Here is a 20140-nt window from a genome sequence, read left to right as displayed (position 1 = left end):
AATGAGTATTAGTTTTTTCAAAAAACTTTTAATGCCCCAGATTCATTATTCTCAATTATTACGTTATGGCATCGTTGTATTAATTGTAGCACTTGCATTAGTGCTAATGTTAATGCTAGACCCCTGGTTAAGCACGAATGGAACTACTTATCTACTATTTTTTAGCGCTGTCATGGTGAGCGCTTGGTATGGTGGTTTGAAATCAGGGCTATTAGCAACTTCCTTGTCTGCGTTACTGAGCGATTACTTCTTTCTTTCTCCAGCTTATGAATTGAGTCTTGAGTTATCTAATTCTGTGCAAATTGGGTTATTTGCATTACAAGGATTGCTCTTTAGTATCTTGTGTGAAACATTAAAAACTACTAAGAGACGGGGGGATGAAAATCTGCAAAAGCTGAGAGTTAGTGAAGAAAGATTTCGATTAGTGTTAAATAGTTCAGATATCGTCGTATTTCAGCAGGATCGCGATTTGCGATATGAGTGGATTCATAATCCTCAAGGTCTAGCCACTGCTGAGGAAATGTTAGGTAAGTCTGATAATGAATTATTTCCTGCCTCAGTAGCAGAGCAATTGCAAGCAATTAAGCTAAAGGTAATGGAGACTGGTGTTGCAACCCGCCAAGAGGTTTATCTAACAACTTGTAAAGAAGACAATTATTATGATTTGCTAGTTGAACCACTAAGGGATTTAGATAATGGTATTCAAGGTATCATCTGTGCAGGTGTAAATATTACTGAGCGCAAGCAGGCTGAGGAAAGACTGCGTTATATTGCCCAAATTAGTAATTTACTTTCTACTTCGTTAGATTATGAACAAACCTTACAACAGATAGCTAAAATTTTAGTTCCCCAGCTAGCTGATTGGTGTAGCGTAGACATTTTAAATCAAGATGGTTCTATTCGCCGCCTACCTATTGCTCATGCAGACCCATCGAAAGCAGAGTTGGCGCGTAAACTTCAGGAGTATGTCACAGATTATAAGGCTGCAAGTGCAATTACTAGAGTACTGCAAACAGGCCAAAGTGAATTGATCTCAGAGGTATCTGACTCGCTATTAGTAGCAACTACTCAAAATCAGGAACATTTAGAACTTGTTCGGCAATTAGGGATGAAGTCTGTAATGATTGTGCCGTTAATCGCAAAAGGGCGCATACTCGGCTGTATTACCTTTATCACCACCCGATCGAACCGTCGCTACGATCACACTGACTTAAATTTAGCAATAGATATTACTCATCGTGCTGCCTTAGCAGTGGAAAATGCTCAACTTTATCGAGATATCCATCAGGCTTTACTCCATTATGCCGAATCTCTATCTCTTTTAGATGCGTTGCTAGGAGCCGCTCCTGTTGCCGTATGCTTTTTCGATCGGGAACTGCGATATATTCGCATTAATCAAGTTTTCGCTGACATTAACGGTTTAGCTATAGAAGAACATCTAGGACGCAAATTTAGGGAAGTGTTGCCAGCGATGGCGGCTGAATTAGAGCCACAGTTACAGCAGGTGTTAGAGACTGGAGAACCCTTGCTGAATATGGAAATCAGTGGTGAGACAAGGGGACAACCAAGACGTTACAGTTACTGGCTGGGCAACTATTACCCAGTTAATAACACAATGGGTGAAACGGTAGGAATTGGCATTATTTTGGCAGATGTGACAGCAGCAAAGCAAACAGAAGTTGCTTTGCGAGAAAGCGAAGAAAGGTTTCGGGCAATGTTCAATCAAGCAGCTGTTGGTATTACTCTAGTAGGGTTAGATGGGCGATTTCTGCAAGTTAATCCTGCCTTATGCGAAATTACTGGATATAGCTATGAAGAATTAATTCAAATGAACTTTCAGGAAATTACCCATCCTGACGACTTAGAAGTTGATTGGGAAAATGCTCAACGAGTTTTAGCAAAAGAAATTAGTGGTTATTCTCTAGAGAAGCGCTACATTCGCAAAGATGGTTCTATAGTTTGGGCAAACCTAACTTCATCAGCAGTTTGGGATGCTAAGGGACTTCCAAAGTATGCATTAGGGATTATTGAGGATATTAGCCATCGCAAACGAGTTGAAGCCACACAAAACTTTTTAGTCGAAGCCAGCACCTTACTAGCTGCCTCATTGGATTATGAAGTCACCTTAGAAAATGTAGCTAATTTAGCAGTTCCGACTTTAGCTGACTTGTGTATTATAGATGTCTTCCAGGAAGATTGGTCAAGTAAACAAATTGCGATCGCAATTGCCGATCCGACAAAATTAAATATTTTAGACGAAATTCGACGGCGTTATCAACCCCAAACCAGAGCTAAACAGCTTGTACAGCAGCTACGCTTAGGAATATCTATCTTTTATCCAGAATTATCTGACTCACATCTTCTACAGATGTCTGAAGACGATGAACATCGGCAATTGCTGCAAAGTCTGGGTATTCGTTCTCTAATGGTGATTCCAGTTCGTTCCCGCGGGCAATTATTTGGAGCAATCTCTTTTTTTACCGCCGAATCTGGTCGGTACTATCAACAAATAGACTTGGCTTTAGCAGAGGATATTGCTCGGCGGGCAGCGACAGCCATCGACAACGCCAGACTTTACCAGGAAACTCAACGGTCTGTCAATCGCACGCTACTTTTACAAAAAATAACTGCTGCCTTTTCGGAAGCCCTAACTCCTCAACAGGTGGCTGATGTAGTGGTGAACCAAGGCATTGCCGCCTTGGAAGCTACTGGTGGTTCTGTTGTCTTACTTACTGAAGGAAATACTAGCCTAAAAGTTGTGCAAGCAATTGGCTATCCGCAAACTCTCACAAATACTTGGGCAAGTTTTCCGATCACAGCACCTAACCAAATAGCAGAAACAGTCAGAACTGGGCAGCCGATTTTTTTAGAAAATTTAGCAGCCATGATTGCTAGATATCCCAACTTAGCAGATGTTGTGACTGTTATGGCGAATAATGCCTGGGCTGCCATTCCCTTGGTAGTAGAAAGTAAAGTAATTGGGGCTTTGGGATTAAGCTTTACTAGTGAACAAAGATTTAATCAAGAAGACCGGGGATTTATGTTGACACTGGGACAGCAGTGTGCACAAGCGATCGCCCGCGCTCAACTTTACGAAGCCGAAAAAATTGCCAGGGCAGAAGCCGAGACAGCCAACCGAATTAAAGATGAATTCCTCGCTGTCCTTTCCCACGAACTCCGAACTCCTTTAAATCCGATTTTAGGGTGGGCAAAGTTACTCAGAACCCGCAAGTTCGACGAAGCTACTAAAATCGCGGCATTGGAAACAATCGAGCGCAATGCGAAGTTACAAACTCAATTGATTGGAGATTTACTTGATGTTTCGCGGATTTTACAAGGTAAAGTTAGCTTAAATCTCCATGCAGTCGATTTGAAAATAGCGATCGCCTCTGCATTAGAAACGGTGCGTTTAGCAGCAGAAGCCAAATCAATTCAAATTCAAACGGTATTAAATAATGATATCGGCAAAGTTCTCGGCGATGGCGATCGCTTGCAACAAGTGATGTGGAATCTCCTCTCCAATGCCGTTAAATTCACACCTACAGAAGGACTTGTAGAAGTGCGTCTAGAGCAAGTTGGTTTAGATGCCCAAATCCAGGTAATTGATACAGGTAAAGGAATTAACCCAGAATTTTTACCATTCGTCTTTGATTACTTTCGGCAAGCAGATGCGAAGACAACCAGAGTATTTGGTGGACTGGGATTGGGACTAGCAATTGTGCGTCATCTAGTAGAACTTCACGGTGGCACAGTTCAAGCAGAGAGTTTGGGAGAAGGACAAGGGGCTACCTTCACAGTCAAACTACCTTTGCTCAAAAATTCTGAGTTGCGAGTTAGCAGTAGTAAAGCTTCTCAACCAGAAGTCAGTAATGACGAGACATTACTCGCTGGAGTGCAAATCCTGCTTGTGGACGATCAAGCTGATGTGCGAGAGTTTTTTAGCTTTGCGTTGGAACAATATGGCGCGACGGTAACGGCAGTTGAATCAGCAGATGAAGCGCTGCAAACATTAGTGCAATCAAAGCCGGATATCCTCTTAAGCGATATTGGAATGCCCTTGATGGATGGCTATATGTTGCTTAGCGAAGTGAGAAAATTACCCCCAGAGCAAGGCGGACAAATTCCGGCGATCGCCTTGACTGCTTATGCTGGAGAACTTAACTACAACCAAGCAATGGCAGCAGGATTTCAAAAGCACCTGCCTAAACCCGTCGATCCAGTGGATTTAGCCGCAGCGATCGTTAGTCTTGTTAGGCACGGTTAACCTTCAGAGTAAATAAACTTTTCAATTCCTTTTCTTTCCTTTAGAAATTAAATAACGCGATGTGCAATTTTTTTTATTCTTGTGGGATGGACATCTTGTCCGTCCTTTCTTTTTGGGCAGACAAGATGCCTACCCCACAATGGAATCAAGGTTTAACAAAATTAAGTAGGGAAAAGAATTATCTCTTCCTTCATAAAATTCTGAAACTTTTGCATTAGTTAACCATTTTGCCATCAGATCATAATCATACATTTCATCTTGCATGAAACGAATAGCTATTTCACCGTTTTGAATCAGCATATCTTGTATATATATTTTTAAATCAGCGATGCAATGATATTAATACTCATAGCTAAAATGCTAGTATTGAAAAAGAAGGATAATATGCCATGTAACAAAGTCAAGCGTCTCATACCGGGTGATGTTGTCTGCACATCTGAAACTTGACTGGTCATGCCGACTACAAATGAATAATATAAAAATTCCCAGTAGTCTGGATAGTCGTTGTGAGGAAAATCTAAACCTTTGGTGATTTCTTCACTATTACTATGATTAATATATTTGTAATAGCTGTGTGCATATTGTACTGCAAACATCGTATGCACGAGTAACCAAGAACCGACAATAGTCATAATCGAAAGTATGACATGTAGGGTAAGCAGAATTGTTGACAACCCTTTTTTATCATTTAATAAAAACCCAATGGCTAAAACACTGGCACAAGCCGCAGCAATCACCAGTATAAATATAGCCAAATGTCCTTCATATTCACCCTCAGCATAACGGCGAATTTTTTCTGGGTTAGCCTTAATCATTTTCCACCACGTTATCGTTAAGAAAAAGTCAATACCAGAGTTCCAAGCACAGAGAATGCGAGTAGGTAAGTGCAGAGAATGAGGCAGGATTACCAAAATTAATACAGCAAGTCCGACAGCAATCATCAGCCGGGGTCGGGAGTCAAAGTTTTTAAATAAATTAAGTCTCACAAATTTTGCGATCGCAGAGTTTAACTAATTCCTAATTCATAGTTTTTGGTGAAACACCACATTACCCAATCGTCATTCCAAGTTGTACTAAAATTTTAATCCACATAACATAGATGGAGAAAAATATTTAAAAACATTGTAAAGAAAGTTAAGCAATCCAATATTTAAAGATTGTCTCTCTTTTCTATGATAGGCTACGCGAATGTCTCACTCGTAATAACATTGTGTAATTAATTTTGTCCAACTACTTCTTTATCTTCCCAGTCTTTAGTTAAATTGCAAATTACTTGAACTTGGCTCTAATCGTCTCTATTCGTTTACGATTAACACCCAAATCGCTCTGACCCAAACGTGAAGCTGAACGCACGTGGATAATATTGCCATTTTTGTCTAGGTAGAATTCTACATCATCTACAAATCTTAGTAAAGCACTTTTAAATTCTGCATATAAATAATCTTTACTTTCGGTAATGATTTTGGTTCTTGGTAAAGACTCAATAATTTCTTTAAGATTAGTAATCGCTTCTTCTGGAGTAGATGTAAAAGTCAGTGGTGCAATTTGGTGAGATGCATCTGTACTCTGACTAGAAACGCAATTGGGGGAATTAGAGCAGAATGCTAATTTACCGTTGCTAATACCTAAATTATTTGGTCGTTTACCAGCAAAAACCATAATTATGTCTCCGGGTAAGTGAATAAATATACTCTCACATATTTGTTTGATTCACTATAATACTTTGCCGTAATTGCATCTTCTGGCAAATGACAGATTCACTAAAACATTGGTGATGCGATCGCTCTTTATAGCTCATATTTTATTTTTTCATAAAAAAAGCCTGTATTCAATTGCTGAATTTTGAGGCAGTAATGAATGATGCTTTTAAATGTGAGGCGATCATCGCTAGCCTAAAAATTCCCTCTGCTTACCTCAATTCACATCACTGTTCTGCAATCACCTATTCCCGGATTTCTTGTTTCCTCCCTACATAAGTAAGTTCAGGAATCAAATCGGATTCCTATATGATTCGGTAAGTATCGTCTAGGCAAAGAGAGATTTATGACGCAAACAATTTCAATTAACGACTCCAGACGCTTACAACTGACACCGCTAGAAATTCCACCCCGTCTGCTGTTAGGCCCAGGACCATCTAATGCCCATCCCACAGTTTTGCAAGCGATGAATACTTCACCCGTTGGGCATCTTGATCCGGCTTTTCTGACACTCATGGATGAAATTCAGTCGTTGCTACGCTACGTATGGCAAACAGAAAACTCACTTACCATTGCAGTCAGCGGTACGGGAACAGCTGCAATGGAAGCAACCATCGCTAATGCTGTAGAACTCGGTGATGTAGTTTTAATTGGTGTAGCTGGTTATTTTGGTAATCGCCTTGTAGATATGGCTGGACGTTATGGCGCTGATGTGCGAACCATTACTAAACCTTGGGGACAAGTTTTCAATTTGGAGGAACTCCAAATTGCCTTAAAAACTCATCGTCCAGCTATCTTAGCTCTAGTTCATGCCGAAACTTCCACCGGCGCACGTCAACCGTTGGAAGGAGTCGCTGATTTGTGTCGTGAATTTGGCACTTTGTTATTAGTGGATACAGTGACAAGTTTGGGCGGCGTCCCTTTGTTTTTGGATGCTTGGGGAGTTGACTTAGCTTATAGTTGTAGCCAAAAAGGGTTAAGTTGTCCGCCTGGTGCTTCTCCCTTTACGATGAGTGCGCGTGCAGTTGAGAAATTGCAACAGCGGCAAACGAAAGTTGTAAACTGGTATTTAGATATGTTGTTGCTAGGCAAGTATTGGGGCGCTGAACGCACTTATCACCATACAGCACCGATTAATTTATACTATGCATTGCGGGAAGCACTGCGTTTGCTTGCAGAAGAGGGATTAGCAAATTCCTGGCAGCGGCATCAAAAGAACGTAGAATATCTCTGGGAAGGTTTAGAGAGTTTAGGACTGAGTATGCACGTTGAGCAAGAATATAGATTACCAACGCTTACCACTGTCCGCATTCCAAACGGGGTAGATGGTAAAGCGATCGCTCGGCAGTTACTCAATGAACATAATATTGAAATTGGCGGTGGTCTTGGTGAGCTGGCTGGTAAAGTTTGGCGCGTAGGATTAATGGGCTTTAATAGTCGAAAGGAAAGTGTTGACCAACTTTTAGCAGTACTACGGCAGGTTTTGTCTAAGTAGCTTTTACGCAATCAGGTGTGTTAGCAGTAGTGTAACGCACCTAATACAAAAGGTGTAGGCGTAGCCTGCCGTAGGCATCACATTCATTAACCCATAAGATATACGTAGCCAAGAGACGCAAAGAAATTCTTTGCGTCTTTGGTGTGAGATTTATAAATGAACATTTTCACCATTATATAACAGGAGGCAGGAGGCAGGAGGTAAAACTATTGCTAACTCTCTTCTTTCACCCCATCCTTATGTCCTAACCTGTGTGACTACGGTTATACTTCTTCATTTGCTTAAAATTGCTCCCGCCAGCACCAGCTTAAAAGTGTACCACCAGCTACCAGCTTCACTACTTCCAGTAGCCAATAGCTACCGTGTAGTAAATTCATTGTCGATGGAATAGCAGCAGCAGCTTCAAATAGGTTGAGTTGAACTCCTATGGCGCACATCTGTGGAGTTAAGAAATAAGTATCAAGCACAGCTATAGTTAGTAGCAGCACAGATAAAACAATACTGCCAATACTCCAGTGATATCGGGTTTTACTCAAAGCTAGTGCCCCAGTCAGGACTACAGCAGCTGATAATAATTCCATCCGATTGAAGTTCCAAAAAATCGTATAGCCTGCTGTCGTAAAACCAGCTTGGCTCATCATCCCCGAAAGATAAAGGCTAGGCATAATTACCCAGTCTAAAACTAGACTAGCACTGAGCCAAAAGCCCAAGGTCAATACGATCGCGGTTTGCCAAATTGGTCGTGCTCGTTTGAATTCAAAGTTAGAAACAGCAGTCATAAAATAATTGCGTGTGTTGTATTTCTTTAGTTTCCAACTTCATTAGCAATTTGACAACTAATATCAACTAACCTTTACAATAGCGATCGCTCTTACCATTCTGAAGTCAGTACCAAGATTTTTTAAACTAAGTTAAGAAACTTTAAGATTTTATAATAAGTAATTTAAATAGATTTTGTCTGCTTAGAAATACTTAATTTTTTCTATCGAAGCCTCTTCCAAATTAATCCTACTTAAGTCTCTCTCCAGCAGCATAACGCTTGAGCAACTCTTTAACATCCATCAGCTATCTAGTACAAGAGTAATACATTAATATTATCAGTTTTCAACGCAGATATAATATAAAAACAGCATCTGTTTCATAATGTCTTAAACTACGCCACTCGCGATCGCATATTGTCGCACTATCTCCCTATCGTATGTGAATTAGTGTATTGTTGAGTTCATCCGGTAAATCGCGATCTTTTACCCGTGAATCTGCCTGCAAAAGTGAAGCATTGTATGTAAATGCATTTATAACCGATAAAAGCGACGGATTTCGGGCAACATAACCTAATGCATAATTAAATTCACCAGAAATCTGTTACATCAAGTCTGCTTAATTACTTATAATCACCGCATCTGTGCAAAAATTCCAAAAGCCTTTTTTCTCCAGCAATAACTGCGATCAAATGATAAGTCTTTAGTCGGACACGGTATTAGATATAGCTGCCGTATGAAATATCTTGTTATATAAAGTATCTACCTTAAGACATATTTTATTGTAAAAATTTGGTTATCTAGTACACTTCGCATGGTGGATTGACTTAAAGATGTTTACATATGTTATGATTTGTATTGTTGTAATGTTATGATTTATGTTGCACTTTTCAGTTACCCACTAGTAAATTATTTGCTAGTTTAAGCTAAAAAGGTTTATTTTAGGAATAAAAAGGCAATTTAAGCAAACTTAGAAGCCTTAATATACACAAGCATTCCTTAAAAAAGTTAAACTTTTGTTACAAGGAACTTAAATACGTTTAAATTCTGAATTTTCAGGAGTTGCTGAGGTAGGTATATTGATTACTGAGCAGTAAATTAACTTATTAAATAGGTATCATACTGATACTTTGAATATAATGCGGTGAGTAATCTTTGTTTTTAGCCATTTTATGATTTGAAAATAATGCAAAAAAACAGTGAGATGAGGATTGATCATTTCTGTGATATCAAATGTCAGCCTAGAGATAGACAATGATAAACAATATGAGTAGTTTACTAAAATATAAGTTTTGCAAAGTCTAACGCTTGGCAAGTTGCTAAATACGAACATAGTGGAGTTAATAAAAGTTCAGGTAAATTTTCTAAAATTCCACTGATATTCTGAAGTAAACAGAATGTATCAAGTTTAGTAGTAATATAAGGTTTGAGACTAATGCTAATAAACAGCGAACTAACGATTAATCAGGGTTCTAATCTCAAATTTAAGCTTGGAAAGCAACGGTATGATCAGTTGTTTAGGCTAGAGTTTTTGTGGAATCGTACAGTTGGAAAGCCACTATATTTAAACGTATGAATTTCCCAAACAAATCTAAAGTCAACGACACATAGAAAAATCAGGCAAGTATTATACCAATATATTGCTAGTAGGATTAGTTGACTTATTTGAGGTTATACCGAATTAAAGGTTAACCTACCTACAAAATTTACTTATAATGAATGGTATTGTTTAAAAACATTACCAATCAGTGATAAGCGTTAGCTTTTTATTGAAAGCTAATTTTGTCCTGTCTTTTATCTGAAAGGGTAAAGAGCATGGTTACTTGCTGGCATACATTAGGGTAAATCGCCATTATTAGCGAAATCTCACAACTTTTTAATTGGAATCAGGTCAACACACATGAATAAAGTTCAAGCATCATTTGAAGCTACAGAAGCTGCATTTCACGTAGAAGGTTACGAAAAAATCGATTTTAGTCTTGTCTATGTGAACGGTGCGTTTGATATTCAAAACAGAGAAATCGCAGATAGCTATGCAAAATTTGGTCGCTGTCTGACTGTAATTGATGCCAATGTCCATGAACTTTATGGCGATCAGATCAAGTCATATTTTAAACACTATGACATTGAACTGACGGTATTTCCAATCATTATTACAGAGCGAGCTAAAACTCTAGCAACTTTTGAAAAAATTATTGACGCTTTTTCGGACTTTGGCTTAGTTCGTAAAGAACCAGTCTTAGTCGTCGGCGGTGGTTTAATTACTGATGTGGCTGGATTTGCTTGCGCTGCTTACCGTCGCAAGAGTAACTACATTCGCATTCCTACCACGTTGATTGGTTTAATTGATGCAGGTGTGGCAATTAAGGTTGCAGTTAATCATCGTAAGGAAAAAAATCGCTTGGGAGCATATCATGCACCTTTGAAAGTAATCTTAGATTTCTCTTTCTTGAAAACCTTGCCAACCGCTCAAGTTCGCAATGGGATGGCAGAGTTAGTGAAAATTGCGGTAGTTTCTAACTCGGAAGTCTTTGAACTGCTATACAAACATGGCGATGAGCTGCTTTCTACTCACTTTGGACATGTGAATGGTACACCGGAAATTAAAGAGATTGCCCATAAAGTCAACTACGAGGCAATCAAAACCATGCTGGAGTTAGAGACTCCTAACTTGCATGAAATAGACCTTGATCGCGTCATTGCCTACGGTCATACTTGGAGTCCTACTTTAGAATTAGCACCTCAGATACCCCTATATCACGGTCATGCGGTCAATATAGATATGGCTTTATCTGCAACCATTGCAGCACAACGGGGTTATATTCCAACACAAGAGCGCGATCGCATCCTAGACTTGATGAATCGTATCGGTTTAGCACTCGATCATCCTCTATTAGATGGTGATTTACTCTGGTATGCTACTGGCTCTATAAGCTTGACACGAGATGGCAAACAACGCGCAGCCATGCCTCGTCCAATTGGTGAGTGCTTCTTTGTCAACGATCTAACTCGTGAAGAACTTGATGCTGCCTTAGCTGAACACAAACGTCTTTGTGCTGAATACCCTCGTGGCGGAGAAGGGGTTGATGCATACGTTGAAAGTCAAGAAGGCAAGCTAGTAGGGGTCTAATATGACAAGTGTTTTAGGACGAGAAACAGCTAGACCGATAACACCACACAGCATTCTAGTAGCCCAGCTACAGCAAACCCTGAAATTAGCACAAGAGAACAACATTCCTGTAGAGATATTAGATTCTTTAGAGCAGGGTGTTCAATTAGCAGTGGGTTTAGATCCCTACTTGGATGATTACACCACCCCGGAATCAAGTGCACTGACAGCATTAGCGCAAAAAACTAGCCTTGAAGACTGGAGCAAACGCTTCAGCGATGGTGAAACAGTGCGTCAACTAGAGCAGGAAATGCTCTCAGGACATCTTGAAGGGCAGACATTGAAAATGTTTGTTCACATGACTAAGGCAAAGCGCATTCTAGAAGTAGGAATGTTCACAGGGTATTCAGCCTTAGCAATGGCAGAAGCATTACCAAGTGATGGGCAACTTATCGGTTGTGAAGTAGATTCCTATGTTGCTCAATTTGCTCAAGCCTGTTTTAGTGAGTCTCCCCACGGCGACAAAATCGTTGTGGAAGTAGCACCTGCCATAGAGACACTCCACAAGCTAGCTGCCAGAAATGAAGTATTTGATCTGATCTTCATTGATGCGGATAAAAAAGAGTATGTAGAGTACTTCCAGACGATTTTGGATAGTAACTTACTGACTCCCGACGGGTTAATCTGTGTAGATAACACTTTGTTACAAGCACAAGTTTACCTACCACCCGAACAACGCACCGCCAACGGTGAAGCGATCGCTCAGTTCAACCGTATTGTTGCCAACGATCCTCGTGTCGAGCAAGTTCTGTTACCCATCCGAGATGGTATAACCTTAATTAGACGCGTAGTGTAATGAAGTTTGTAGAGACGTTGCAATGCAACGTCTCTACAATAAACACAAAGGAAAGACTTATGGCACAATCGATTTCTTTATCTCTGCCTCAATCCTCAACGTTATCAACGAATGTTAGGGTAAAGATAATAGCTTTATTTAAGACTCTCGGGACTCTAACATTATTGCTAATAGCTTTGCCGTTTAGTGCTTTGATAGTGTTGATATCTTTGTTGTGGGGTATTGTGCGTTCGCCGTTTACGAAAAAAGCTGTCGTAGCTGGCCATCCTCAGACAATCTTGGTGAGTGGAGCCAAGATGACTAAAGCATTGCAACTTGCCCGCTCCTTCCATGCCGCAGGACACAGAGTTATTTTGATTGAAGGTCATAAATACTGGTTGTCTGGGCATAAATTCTCAAAATCGATAAGTCGTTTTTATACAGTTCCGGCTCCGCAATCAGATTTAGAAGGCTACATCCAGGCGCTAGTAGAAATCGTTAAAAAGGAAAAAGTTGACGTTTATGTACCTGTATGCAGTCCTGTTGCTAGCTATTATGACTCTTTAGCAAAGCCTGCATTATCAAAATACTGCGAAGTTTTCCATTTTGCTCCAGATATAACCAAAATGTTGGATGATAAATTTGCCTTTAGCGATCGCGCGCGATCGCTTGGTTTATCTGTCCCCAAATCATTTAAAATTACAGAGCCTCAACAAGTTATTAATTTCGATTTTAGTCAAGAAAGCCGCAAATATATTCTTAAAAGTATTGATTACGATTCCGTTCGTCGCTTAAATTTAACCAAACTTCCCTGCGACACTTTAGAAGAAACAGCAGCCTTTGTCAATAGTTTACCCATCAGTCCAGAAAGACCTTGGATTATGCAAGAGTTTATTCCTGGTAAGGAATTATGCACACATAGTACAGTGCGGGATGGGGAATTAAGATTGCATTGCTGTTCAAACTCTTCTGCTTTTCAGATCAACTATGAAAACGTCGAAAATCCCCAAATCCGAAAATGGGTGCAACACTTTGTTAAGAGTTTGGCATTGACTGGGCAAGTTTCCTTCGACTTTATCCAAGCCCAAGACGGTACAGTTTATGCCATTGAATGCAATCCCCGTACTCATTCGGCAATTACAATGTTCTACAATCACTCCGGTGTTGCGGACGCCTATCTTGGTAAAACTTCTTTAGCTGCACCTCTGGAACCTTTAGCTAGTAGCAAGCCCACTTACTTTATATATCACGAAATCTGGCGACTAACTGCTATCCGTTCTTGGAAACAATTGCAAACATCAGTTAATACTCTAACGCGGGGAACTGATGCCATTTATAGTCTTAATGACCCTATACCATTTTTGACTTTACATCATTGGCAGATTCCCTTACTTTTGCTGAAAAATCTCCAGCAACTTAAAGGATGGGTAAAAATAGACTTCAACATTGGCAAACTGGTAGAATTAGGTGGCGATTAAAATAATTCGTAATTTGTAATTAACTACTTTTTGATATAGAACTAGTATATGTAACCTTTACTAATTACAAAGGTACACCATAGCACTTTATTCGCTTGCTCTTAGAGAAGGGTTGGATGTGGGGTTCTTGTACCTCACAAAGACTAAGAATCATTATATAAATTATAGCAATAGAAGTGGAACAATGTGGAAAAATCAAACTATGTTAAGAAAAATTAAATAGACTTAAACCCTTTTCCCTCCTGCCTCATACCAATGATAAATATTCACAGCGACCTACTTATAAAGAAGATAAATCATGCCAGTACTTCGTATCCTTCATTTAGTTGGGTCTGCACACAATAATTTTTACTGTGATTTGTCACGTCTTTATGCCCAAGACTGTTTGGCAGCAACAACAGATCGATCGCACTATGACTTTCAGATCGCATACATCACACCCGATCGCCAGTGGCGATTTCCTCCTTCCCTCAGATATGAAGATATTGCTGACACCAAACCGATAACTTTGGCTGATGCCATACAGTTTCTAACAGCACAAAACATTGACATTATGTTACCACAAATGTTTTGTATCCCTGGAATGACTGAATACCGCGCTTTATTCGACTTGCTGAAGATCCCTTACATCGGCAATACTCCAGATATCATGGCAATAACGGCGCACAAAGCCAGAACCAAAGCAATTGTTGAAGCAGCAGGGGTGAAAGTGCCTCATGGAGAACTGCTTCGTCAAGGAGATACGCCGACAATTACACCTCCAGCGATCGTCAAACCCGTAAGTTCTGATAACTCTTTAGGGATGACCTTAGTCAAAGAGGCTACTGATTATGATGCTGCTCTCAAGCAAGCATTTGAATATTCAGATGAGGTCATCGTAGAAGAATTCATCGAGCTCGGTCGAGAAGTCAGATGCGGCATCATTGTCAAAGATGGTGAGCTAGTGGGTTTACCCCTTGAAGAGTATCTGTTAGACTCTCACTCCCAACCCATCCGCAGGCACGCTGATAAACTCCAACAAACAGACGATGGCAACTTAAGTTTCGCTGCTAAAGATAATAAGAAGTCTTGGATTGTAGACCCGAATGACTCGATGACCCCAAAGGTTCAGCAAGTGGCTAAGAAGTGTCATCAGGCTTTGGGTTGTCGCCACTACAGTTTATTTGACTTCCGCATCGACCCAAAGGGACAACCTTGGTTCTTAGAAGCTGGCTTATATTGTTCTTTTGCCCCAAAAAGCGTGATTTCTTCTATGGCCAAAGCAGTGGGAATCCCTTTAGATGAGTTATTAATCATGGCTATTAATGAAACGTTGGGCAATAATCAAAAGGCGTTGCAGAATTGATAGTAAATTTCTTGGTATAGATTTTTCTGCTTGTATGGGGTAAGCGCGCGCTGATCAATAAGTCAGTTCAGGTAGCGCGATCGCTTTCAAAAGTTTTTAATTCCTCATTTATTGTTCGATTTTTTCCCACGACTTAAAGCGATTGCCTTTCCTACTTTTATAATAGTCGCAGCTGCGTGAAAAAAAATACTAAGAGACTTCCAAGACAAATTTTTTTAAGAGCGATATAACTTAAGCAAATGTCTAATTCTTCTAGTAATCCAATAGGTTTTATTTTACTAACTCATAGGAAACCTCAACAAACTTACAGGTTAATAAATAAATTAAATAAAATGTTTAATTATCCTGTAATTGTGTGTCATCATGATTTTTCAAAATGTGATTTATCTGTAAATAGTCTATCAAAAAATGTTTTACTAGTACACCCTCACTTACAGACTGAGTGGGCAGACTTTTCTGTTGAAGAGGCTACATTACAGGCACTTAAATTAATGTTTGAGGGATCAAATGTACCAGATTGGTTTGTATTACTCAGTGGAGCAGACTATCCCATTAAAACCGCAAGACAAATATTGGATGATCTAGCCTCAACTTCTTACGATGCTTGTATTCAATATGAACAAATCACTTATGAGACTTATAAAAGTGATTTAGAACCAAATATGTTATGGCTGAAAAATTCCTATCAACGATACTGTACAAAGTCGTTTTCTTTTCATTCCTCAAAAAAATACTTTGCTCAACTGAATATAGAAATACGTTTAGAACATCCTTTATTGACAAAAGCTTTTCTTCCTTTTTCAAAAAAGCTTGCTTGTTTCAGTGGAAGTCAATGGTTTTGTGCTAATCGCAAAGCTGCTGAATACATTATCGATTTCCACGCGCAGAGAAATGCTATAACTTTACATTACAGTCAGGTCAGACATGCAGACGAGGCGTATTTTCAAACTATACTTGCTAATGCACCTCACCTTAGACTAAAAAATGATCGTCGGCGATATATTGATTGGTCAACTGGAGGTCCCCATCCAAAAATATTGCTAATGGAAGATTTGCCTAATCTACTTGCATCATCTGCTCATTTCGCGCGGAAATTTGACATTGATATAGATAGCAATATTCTTGATGAACTTGATAGAATCACATCCTAATGCTCGCTTAATATTTTGATAAACTCAGGTAAATAAATCCTAGCTACGGTTGCTACTAGAGTTGAGAATAATCTTTATGAGCGCATCCTTAACAATAGTAGCAACCATCTGTAAATTCCCTACTAGCAATGTAGTTCAACTCTAGGAAACATGTCGCAGTCTATCGGCTCACCAGGTTTTTTAGCTTTGAATGAATTAAATTCTGGTAAATCAATTTCCTCAAGAGGTCTAAAAGGCCATGCTTTCGGGCGCTGATAGTAAGTAACATCATCGCCAGTCCAATTGGTGACTACTGCACGTCGTTGTGTGGAAGATGTATTAGTTACTGAATGATGAATTGTTAGAAAATGATGAACCAAGCAATCTCCAGGCTCCATATCCCAGGACAAAATCTCGTGAGATTCTGGCTCTACAAACCAGGAGGGGTTTGATCCTTCACGTAACTCTTTGCCCCATCGATGAGAGCCTTTGATATACTCTAATCTACCATTTTCTTGGTTAACGCTATCTAAAGCTAGCCAAATTTTACAACACTGCCAGCCTTGTATGGGCCAGTAAGGTAGGTCGTTATGCCAGCCGACACGGCTGTTTGCTTTCGGCTTTTTAACAAAAAAGCCGTCAGCCAAAAAGTTCAATTTTTCCGATTTCAAGACTTGAGCAGCGAGCGTTATTAGCGGAGATTCAAAAGCCAAAGCACGAAAATCAGCATCAATGAGCCATAGGCTGTTGCCATGTTCTACATTATATTCTGGTTTGGTGATGCCTTTAACTTCTAAAGGTCCAGGGATTGATACATTTTTGTCAACGGCTATTTGCATCCGTTCTACCCAGATGTCATTCAAAACATTTTTGACGCAGATAACGCCGTCTCGCTCGTAAGCTTCAATTTGTTGAGGGCTAATTTTTGATGTGTCTACCTTGAGCATCGTAACTTTTTCAGATTTTGAAATTATTTTAAATTTAACTAATTTGAGTCAGATGAGCTAATTGGCATTCAAATCGCATATTGAAACCGAAATTACAACCAGACAGCAAACTAAATGTATATTAGCTGATCTTGACTTCATCCAAAATTAAGAAGTTAGTTTTTTTGACCGGACAAAAACCCCAGCTTTTTGGCAATAATTTTGTTGATTTGACTGATAATTCAGTGAAATTGAAAGAGTAAAACTACTGTTCTACAACTATTTCAGCTTTAGTTAAGCGTTGCCCAAAAGTTGATCGAGTCGAGTTTGTGTAATAACAGATTTTTCTAATCTGCTTTACTAACATCAACTTTGTTATTATGTCATATATCTTTTTCACTATAGAGTAGATATGTAAGTTAACAGTTCTTCCTATAGGTGTATAAATCTTCAGTTTTTAGTGCAACATTCTTTATTCACATCCATAACAAACAAATTCACCCTAACTACCCAAATCTTTTTTAACAATGAGTGGCACAAGCGATGCTAATCGTAATACGCCAGATACAATGAATACTTCCGCTATGCCAAAAGACCCAGCAAATTGAGCGATGAAGCCACCGATAGTTGCTCCTAAAGCACCACTTGCTCCAGCAAAAGCTGCTGCTGTTGCAAAGTAGATAGACTGATTTTTTACTGGTGCAATTTCTATCTGGAGATTATTGTTACACAAGTCAACTCCTCCCCAATTACCCCCAATGAAAAGGTGTAATAGCGGCAACCACAGCCAGAGGTCGAGAGGACTAGAACCCATCCTCAGCCACAGCCAGGGTATAACGGCAATCAGAATTCCATTAAAAATTAGAATCGGACGATTGCCTATTTTATCTGCTAATCTACCCCAGACGATCAGCATTAGCATATGTGCCCCTGCTCGCAGGCTGTTGTAGAAAGTTACCCAACTCACATCCAAGTTCAGGGTATCAAGCAAGTAGAGGTTAAAAAACGGGGCACTTAGGTTAACAGCAAACGTCCATGAACCAAAATAAAGTAGAAATATCAAAAAATTAGAGTTTTTCCAAATGCTGCTATCTATCTGGTTTTGAGGAGTTGGCATTTGTGGTAAAGAGACTGGTTCAGATATCTCACTAGATTCTTTAGGTGCCGAGTTTGACTGAATCTCACTGGTTTGAGATGAGTTACCATAATAAGTATTTTGTAATTGGGGATTTATATCTAGCTGGAAGTACTGACACCCCAAGCTGATAATTCCAAAAATAATGCCTAAGAGTAAAATCACCCCATAGCCTTGGATAGACCCTCCATACCAATGTGATACAGCTAGACCGACTATTGGTAAACTGACTAACTCGGTTAAGTTGGCAAGGCTATTGCGTAGCCCAAAATATCTACCTCGTAATTGCCGTGGAACTAACATTGCTATCCAACTCAACCAAGATGCAGTTCCTAGTGCTCCTAAAAGATGGCTACATACGAGAATCAAAAGCGACAATATCACTAATTGGTTGGAATTCAACCCTCCCCAACTAAAGCTAACAATGCCAATTACTAAAATCAGCCATAATAACCGACCAATTCCATGAGTGCTAAGGGAATACAGAAAGCAGCTAGTGCTGCGTTCAGACAAGTAAGCACCCACCGGCTGAAAGAGATTCACCAACATGGGGATAGCACTTACCATGCCAAATATTATTGGACTGGCATTTAACTCCACCAAGAAATTACCTAGTAAAATTCCGCCAGTACCAACAGAGAAAACTGCTGCGAAAATACCATCGACAGTGGATGCCTTCAAACTGGTGCGAATAGCATCTTTAGAAATACGAGGGCTGAGTGTTGAGGTAGGAGAGAGTGTTGTTGATGGTGAAGCAATCTGAGCAATTTCTAGAGAAAGAGGTGCACCTGTTTCAATTTGAGAAGAATCCATAAATCTAGTATTTAAGAAAATAATTAGGATTTACACATCATACATATGTACTATACTAACTTTGAGCTTTTGATCTGTGTCTAACACCCAAAAGACTAAATAAGAGTTGTAGTCAGCACCTGAAATGTATACATTAGTAGTCAATGTATATTATGGAAACTTTGTCAAATCCGTAAGTCCTAATATTATCCCTCATGTCTAGCTACTAAACAAAGTTCGTGCTGTATTAAAGATTTTGGGGCAGTGGAAGAGAAATTGTTAAGTGTTTTGGAGTCTGAACATGGGGGAGAGATAACACCCTTAAAAATTTTGGCAATTTGGCATCCAATGTCTTTGGGTTGGAGTTTCAATGGATATATCAACACAACGGGACAGTGAAGAAGTTGTACGAGGGATGTGGCAAAACTTTCCGCTTCTGGTGTCCCGTGCTATGCCAGTTGTCAAATGATCGCTGTAGAATGGCTCTACATAATTAATACAGCGCTCAACAGAGTTCAGTTCCCGCTCTACAACTGGCTAGAAATGAACAAAACCGAATAATACCAATTCTCTAAAATCCGGTAACAGATAGAGCCTCAAGAATTTACTTTCGTCCGGCAATTGATGCAATGATATATTTAGTGAAATTCCCAATTTGAAAGTAGAGTGCTGAACGCAATTTACAAGAGTTTTTGGTATTAACCAAGGAAGATTACGTTTAAGATATCGCCAAACTTGTTCAATGGGATTCAATTCTGGAGAGTGAGCAGACTGGAAAAATAAAATGATATTATCAGGTATAGATTTTATTGTTGATTTAGGTAATCTTTCATTCACTCTGTAATTACATCGCTACCAAAGAGAAGGATAGAGCTACGTTAGACAGTCAATACTGGGAAGAAATTCAAAAAGTGAATTTACCCATCGAAGATTTAATTGAAAATTTGCCCTCGTTCATTCGTCATTATGAAATGACTAAATTTCTTACTCAGAGCTAATTTGTAAACTCAAGTAAACTACTTGTTCAATAAGGGTTTCAGTAATTTAGCTCAATACAGCACTTGTTCGCTGAAACTCAAACCTAAGCTGTTAGGCAGCTAGATTGTATAATAAGAGATTAAATAATTAATTTAGTATCAGCCACTTATGCCAGCCAAAAATCACCTTTCTGAAGAG

Annotated in this window: 13 protein-coding genes; 7 read left to right on the top strand and 6 right to left on the bottom strand. The window is 39.4% G+C overall.

Annotated elements, in window-relative coordinates; genetic code table 11:
• Positions 1-31: 31 nt before the first annotated feature.
• Complete coding sequence (locus tag V7K79_RS03400) at positions 32-4264, top strand: PAS domain S-box protein (RefSeq protein ID WP_335044718.1); 4233 nt, start codon at positions 32-34, stop codon at positions 4262-4264.
• Positions 4265-4393: 129 nt separating this feature from the next.
• On the opposite strand, the gene V7K79_RS03395 is transcribed toward V7K79_RS03400, so the two are convergent.
• The 3 genes from V7K79_RS03395 to V7K79_RS03385 form a co-directional block, all read right to left on the bottom strand.
• The gene (locus V7K79_RS03395; protein ID WP_335044716.1) at positions 4394-4564 is read right to left on the bottom strand and encodes a hypothetical protein; all 171 of its coding nucleotides are present in this window, start codon (positions 4562-4564) and stop codon (positions 4394-4396) included.
• A 17-nt stretch (positions 4565-4581) separates the two neighbouring features.
• A complete protein-coding gene (locus tag V7K79_RS03390; RefSeq protein ID WP_335044715.1) occupies positions 4582-5250 on the bottom strand; it encodes a DUF1345 domain-containing protein in 669 nt (222 codons plus the stop codon).
• A gap of 283 nt (positions 5251-5533) precedes the next feature.
• Positions 5534-5923, bottom strand: coding sequence for a DUF1499 domain-containing protein (locus V7K79_RS03385; protein ID WP_335044713.1), 390 nt, complete (start codon positions 5921-5923; stop codon positions 5534-5536).
• A 384-nt stretch (positions 5924-6307) separates the two neighbouring features.
• Here V7K79_RS03385 and V7K79_RS03380 point away from each other — a divergent pair, with 384 nt between their 5' ends.
• A complete protein-coding gene (locus V7K79_RS03380; protein WP_335044711.1) occupies positions 6308-7456 on the top strand; it encodes an alanine--glyoxylate aminotransferase family protein in 1149 nt (382 codons plus the stop codon).
• A gap of 281 nt (positions 7457-7737) precedes the next feature.
• Here V7K79_RS03380 and V7K79_RS03375 read toward each other — a convergent pair whose 3' ends face one another.
• On the bottom strand, positions 7738-8235 hold the full coding sequence (locus V7K79_RS03375; RefSeq protein WP_335044708.1) for a hypothetical protein: 498 nt from the start codon (positions 8233-8235) through the stop codon (positions 7738-7740).
• A gap of 1879 nt (positions 8236-10114) precedes the next feature.
• Here V7K79_RS03375 and V7K79_RS03370 point away from each other — a divergent pair.
• From V7K79_RS03370 to V7K79_RS03350, 5 genes are all read left to right on the top strand, one after another.
• Positions 10115-11344, top strand: a complete 1230-nt coding sequence (locus V7K79_RS03370; RefSeq protein WP_335044707.1) for a sedoheptulose 7-phosphate cyclase — start codon at positions 10115-10117, stop codon at positions 11342-11344.
• A gap of 1 nt (position 11345) precedes the next feature.
• Positions 11346-12179 carry an O-methyltransferase gene (locus tag V7K79_RS03365; protein WP_335044705.1) on the top strand — a complete coding sequence of 278 codons (834 nt, stop codon included), beginning with the start codon at positions 11346-11348 and terminating at the stop codon, positions 12177-12179.
• 59 nt (positions 12180-12238) lie between these two features.
• Positions 12239-13636 carry an ATP-grasp domain-containing protein gene (locus V7K79_RS03360; RefSeq protein ID WP_335044703.1) on the top strand — a complete coding sequence of 466 codons (1398 nt, stop codon included), beginning with the start codon at positions 12239-12241 and terminating at the stop codon, positions 13634-13636.
• A gap of 298 nt (positions 13637-13934) precedes the next feature.
• Entirely contained in the window at positions 13935-14981 is a 1047-nt protein-coding gene (locus V7K79_RS03355) for a D-alanine--D-alanine ligase family protein (protein WP_335044701.1), read from the top strand.
• Positions 14982-15220: 239 nt separating this feature from the next.
• Complete coding sequence (locus V7K79_RS03350) at positions 15221-16132, top strand: beta-1,6-N-acetylglucosaminyltransferase (protein WP_335044700.1); 912 nt, start codon at positions 15221-15223, stop codon at positions 16130-16132.
• A gap of 122 nt (positions 16133-16254) precedes the next feature.
• On the opposite strand, the gene V7K79_RS03345 is transcribed toward V7K79_RS03350, so the two are convergent.
• Positions 16255-17058: a phytanoyl-CoA dioxygenase family protein gene (locus V7K79_RS03345; RefSeq protein ID WP_335044698.1), complete on the bottom strand. Its 804-nt coding sequence runs from the start codon at positions 17056-17058 to the stop codon at positions 16255-16257.
• Positions 17059-17539: 481 nt separating this feature from the next.
• On the bottom strand, positions 17540-18985 hold the full coding sequence (locus tag V7K79_RS03340; protein WP_335044696.1) for an MFS transporter: 1446 nt from the start codon (positions 18983-18985) through the stop codon (positions 17540-17542).
• Positions 18986-20140: the final 1155 nt, after the last annotated feature.

This window comes from Nostoc sp. (assembly GCF_036917575.1).
Lineage (GTDB): Bacteria > Cyanobacteriota > Cyanobacteriia > Cyanobacteriales > Nostocaceae > Nostoc.
Note: the sequence above shows the minus strand (reverse complement) of the source record. Positions and strands in the feature narration are given on the sequence as shown.

Bases quoted from the DNA above. Each gene is read 5' to 3' on its own strand.
- V7K79_RS03400 (WP_335044718.1), top strand. From the start codon at position 32: ATGCCCCAGATTCATTATTCTCAATTATTACGTTATGGCATCGTTGTA.
- V7K79_RS03395 (WP_335044716.1), bottom strand. From the start codon at position 4,564: ATGCTGATTCAAAACGGTGAAATAGCTATTCGTTTCATGCAAGATGAA.
- V7K79_RS03385 (WP_335044713.1), bottom strand. From the start codon at position 5,923: ATGGTTTTTGCTGGTAAACGACCAAATAATTTAGGTATTAGCAACGGT.
- V7K79_RS03380 (WP_335044711.1), top strand. From the start codon at position 6,308: ATGACGCAAACAATTTCAATTAACGACTCCAGACGCTTACAACTGACA.
- V7K79_RS03375 (WP_335044708.1), bottom strand. From the start codon at position 8,235: ATGACTGCTGTTTCTAACTTTGAATTCAAACGAGCACGACCAATTTGG.
- V7K79_RS03370 (WP_335044707.1), top strand. From the start codon at position 10,115: ATGAATAAAGTTCAAGCATCATTTGAAGCTACAGAAGCTGCATTTCAC.
- V7K79_RS03365 (WP_335044705.1), top strand. From the start codon at position 11,346: ATGACAAGTGTTTTAGGACGAGAAACAGCTAGACCGATAACACCACAC.
- V7K79_RS03360 (WP_335044703.1), top strand. From the start codon at position 12,239: ATGGCACAATCGATTTCTTTATCTCTGCCTCAATCCTCAACGTTATCA.
- V7K79_RS03355 (WP_335044701.1), top strand. From the start codon at position 13,935: ATGCCAGTACTTCGTATCCTTCATTTAGTTGGGTCTGCACACAATAAT.
- V7K79_RS03350 (WP_335044700.1), top strand. From the start codon at position 15,221: ATGTCTAATTCTTCTAGTAATCCAATAGGTTTTATTTTACTAACTCAT.
- V7K79_RS03345 (WP_335044698.1), bottom strand. From the start codon at position 17,058: ATGCTCAAGGTAGACACATCAAAAATTAGCCCTCAACAAATTGAAGCT.
- V7K79_RS03340 (WP_335044696.1), bottom strand. From the start codon at position 18,985: ATGGATTCTTCTCAAATTGAAACAGGTGCACCTCTTTCTCTAGAAATT.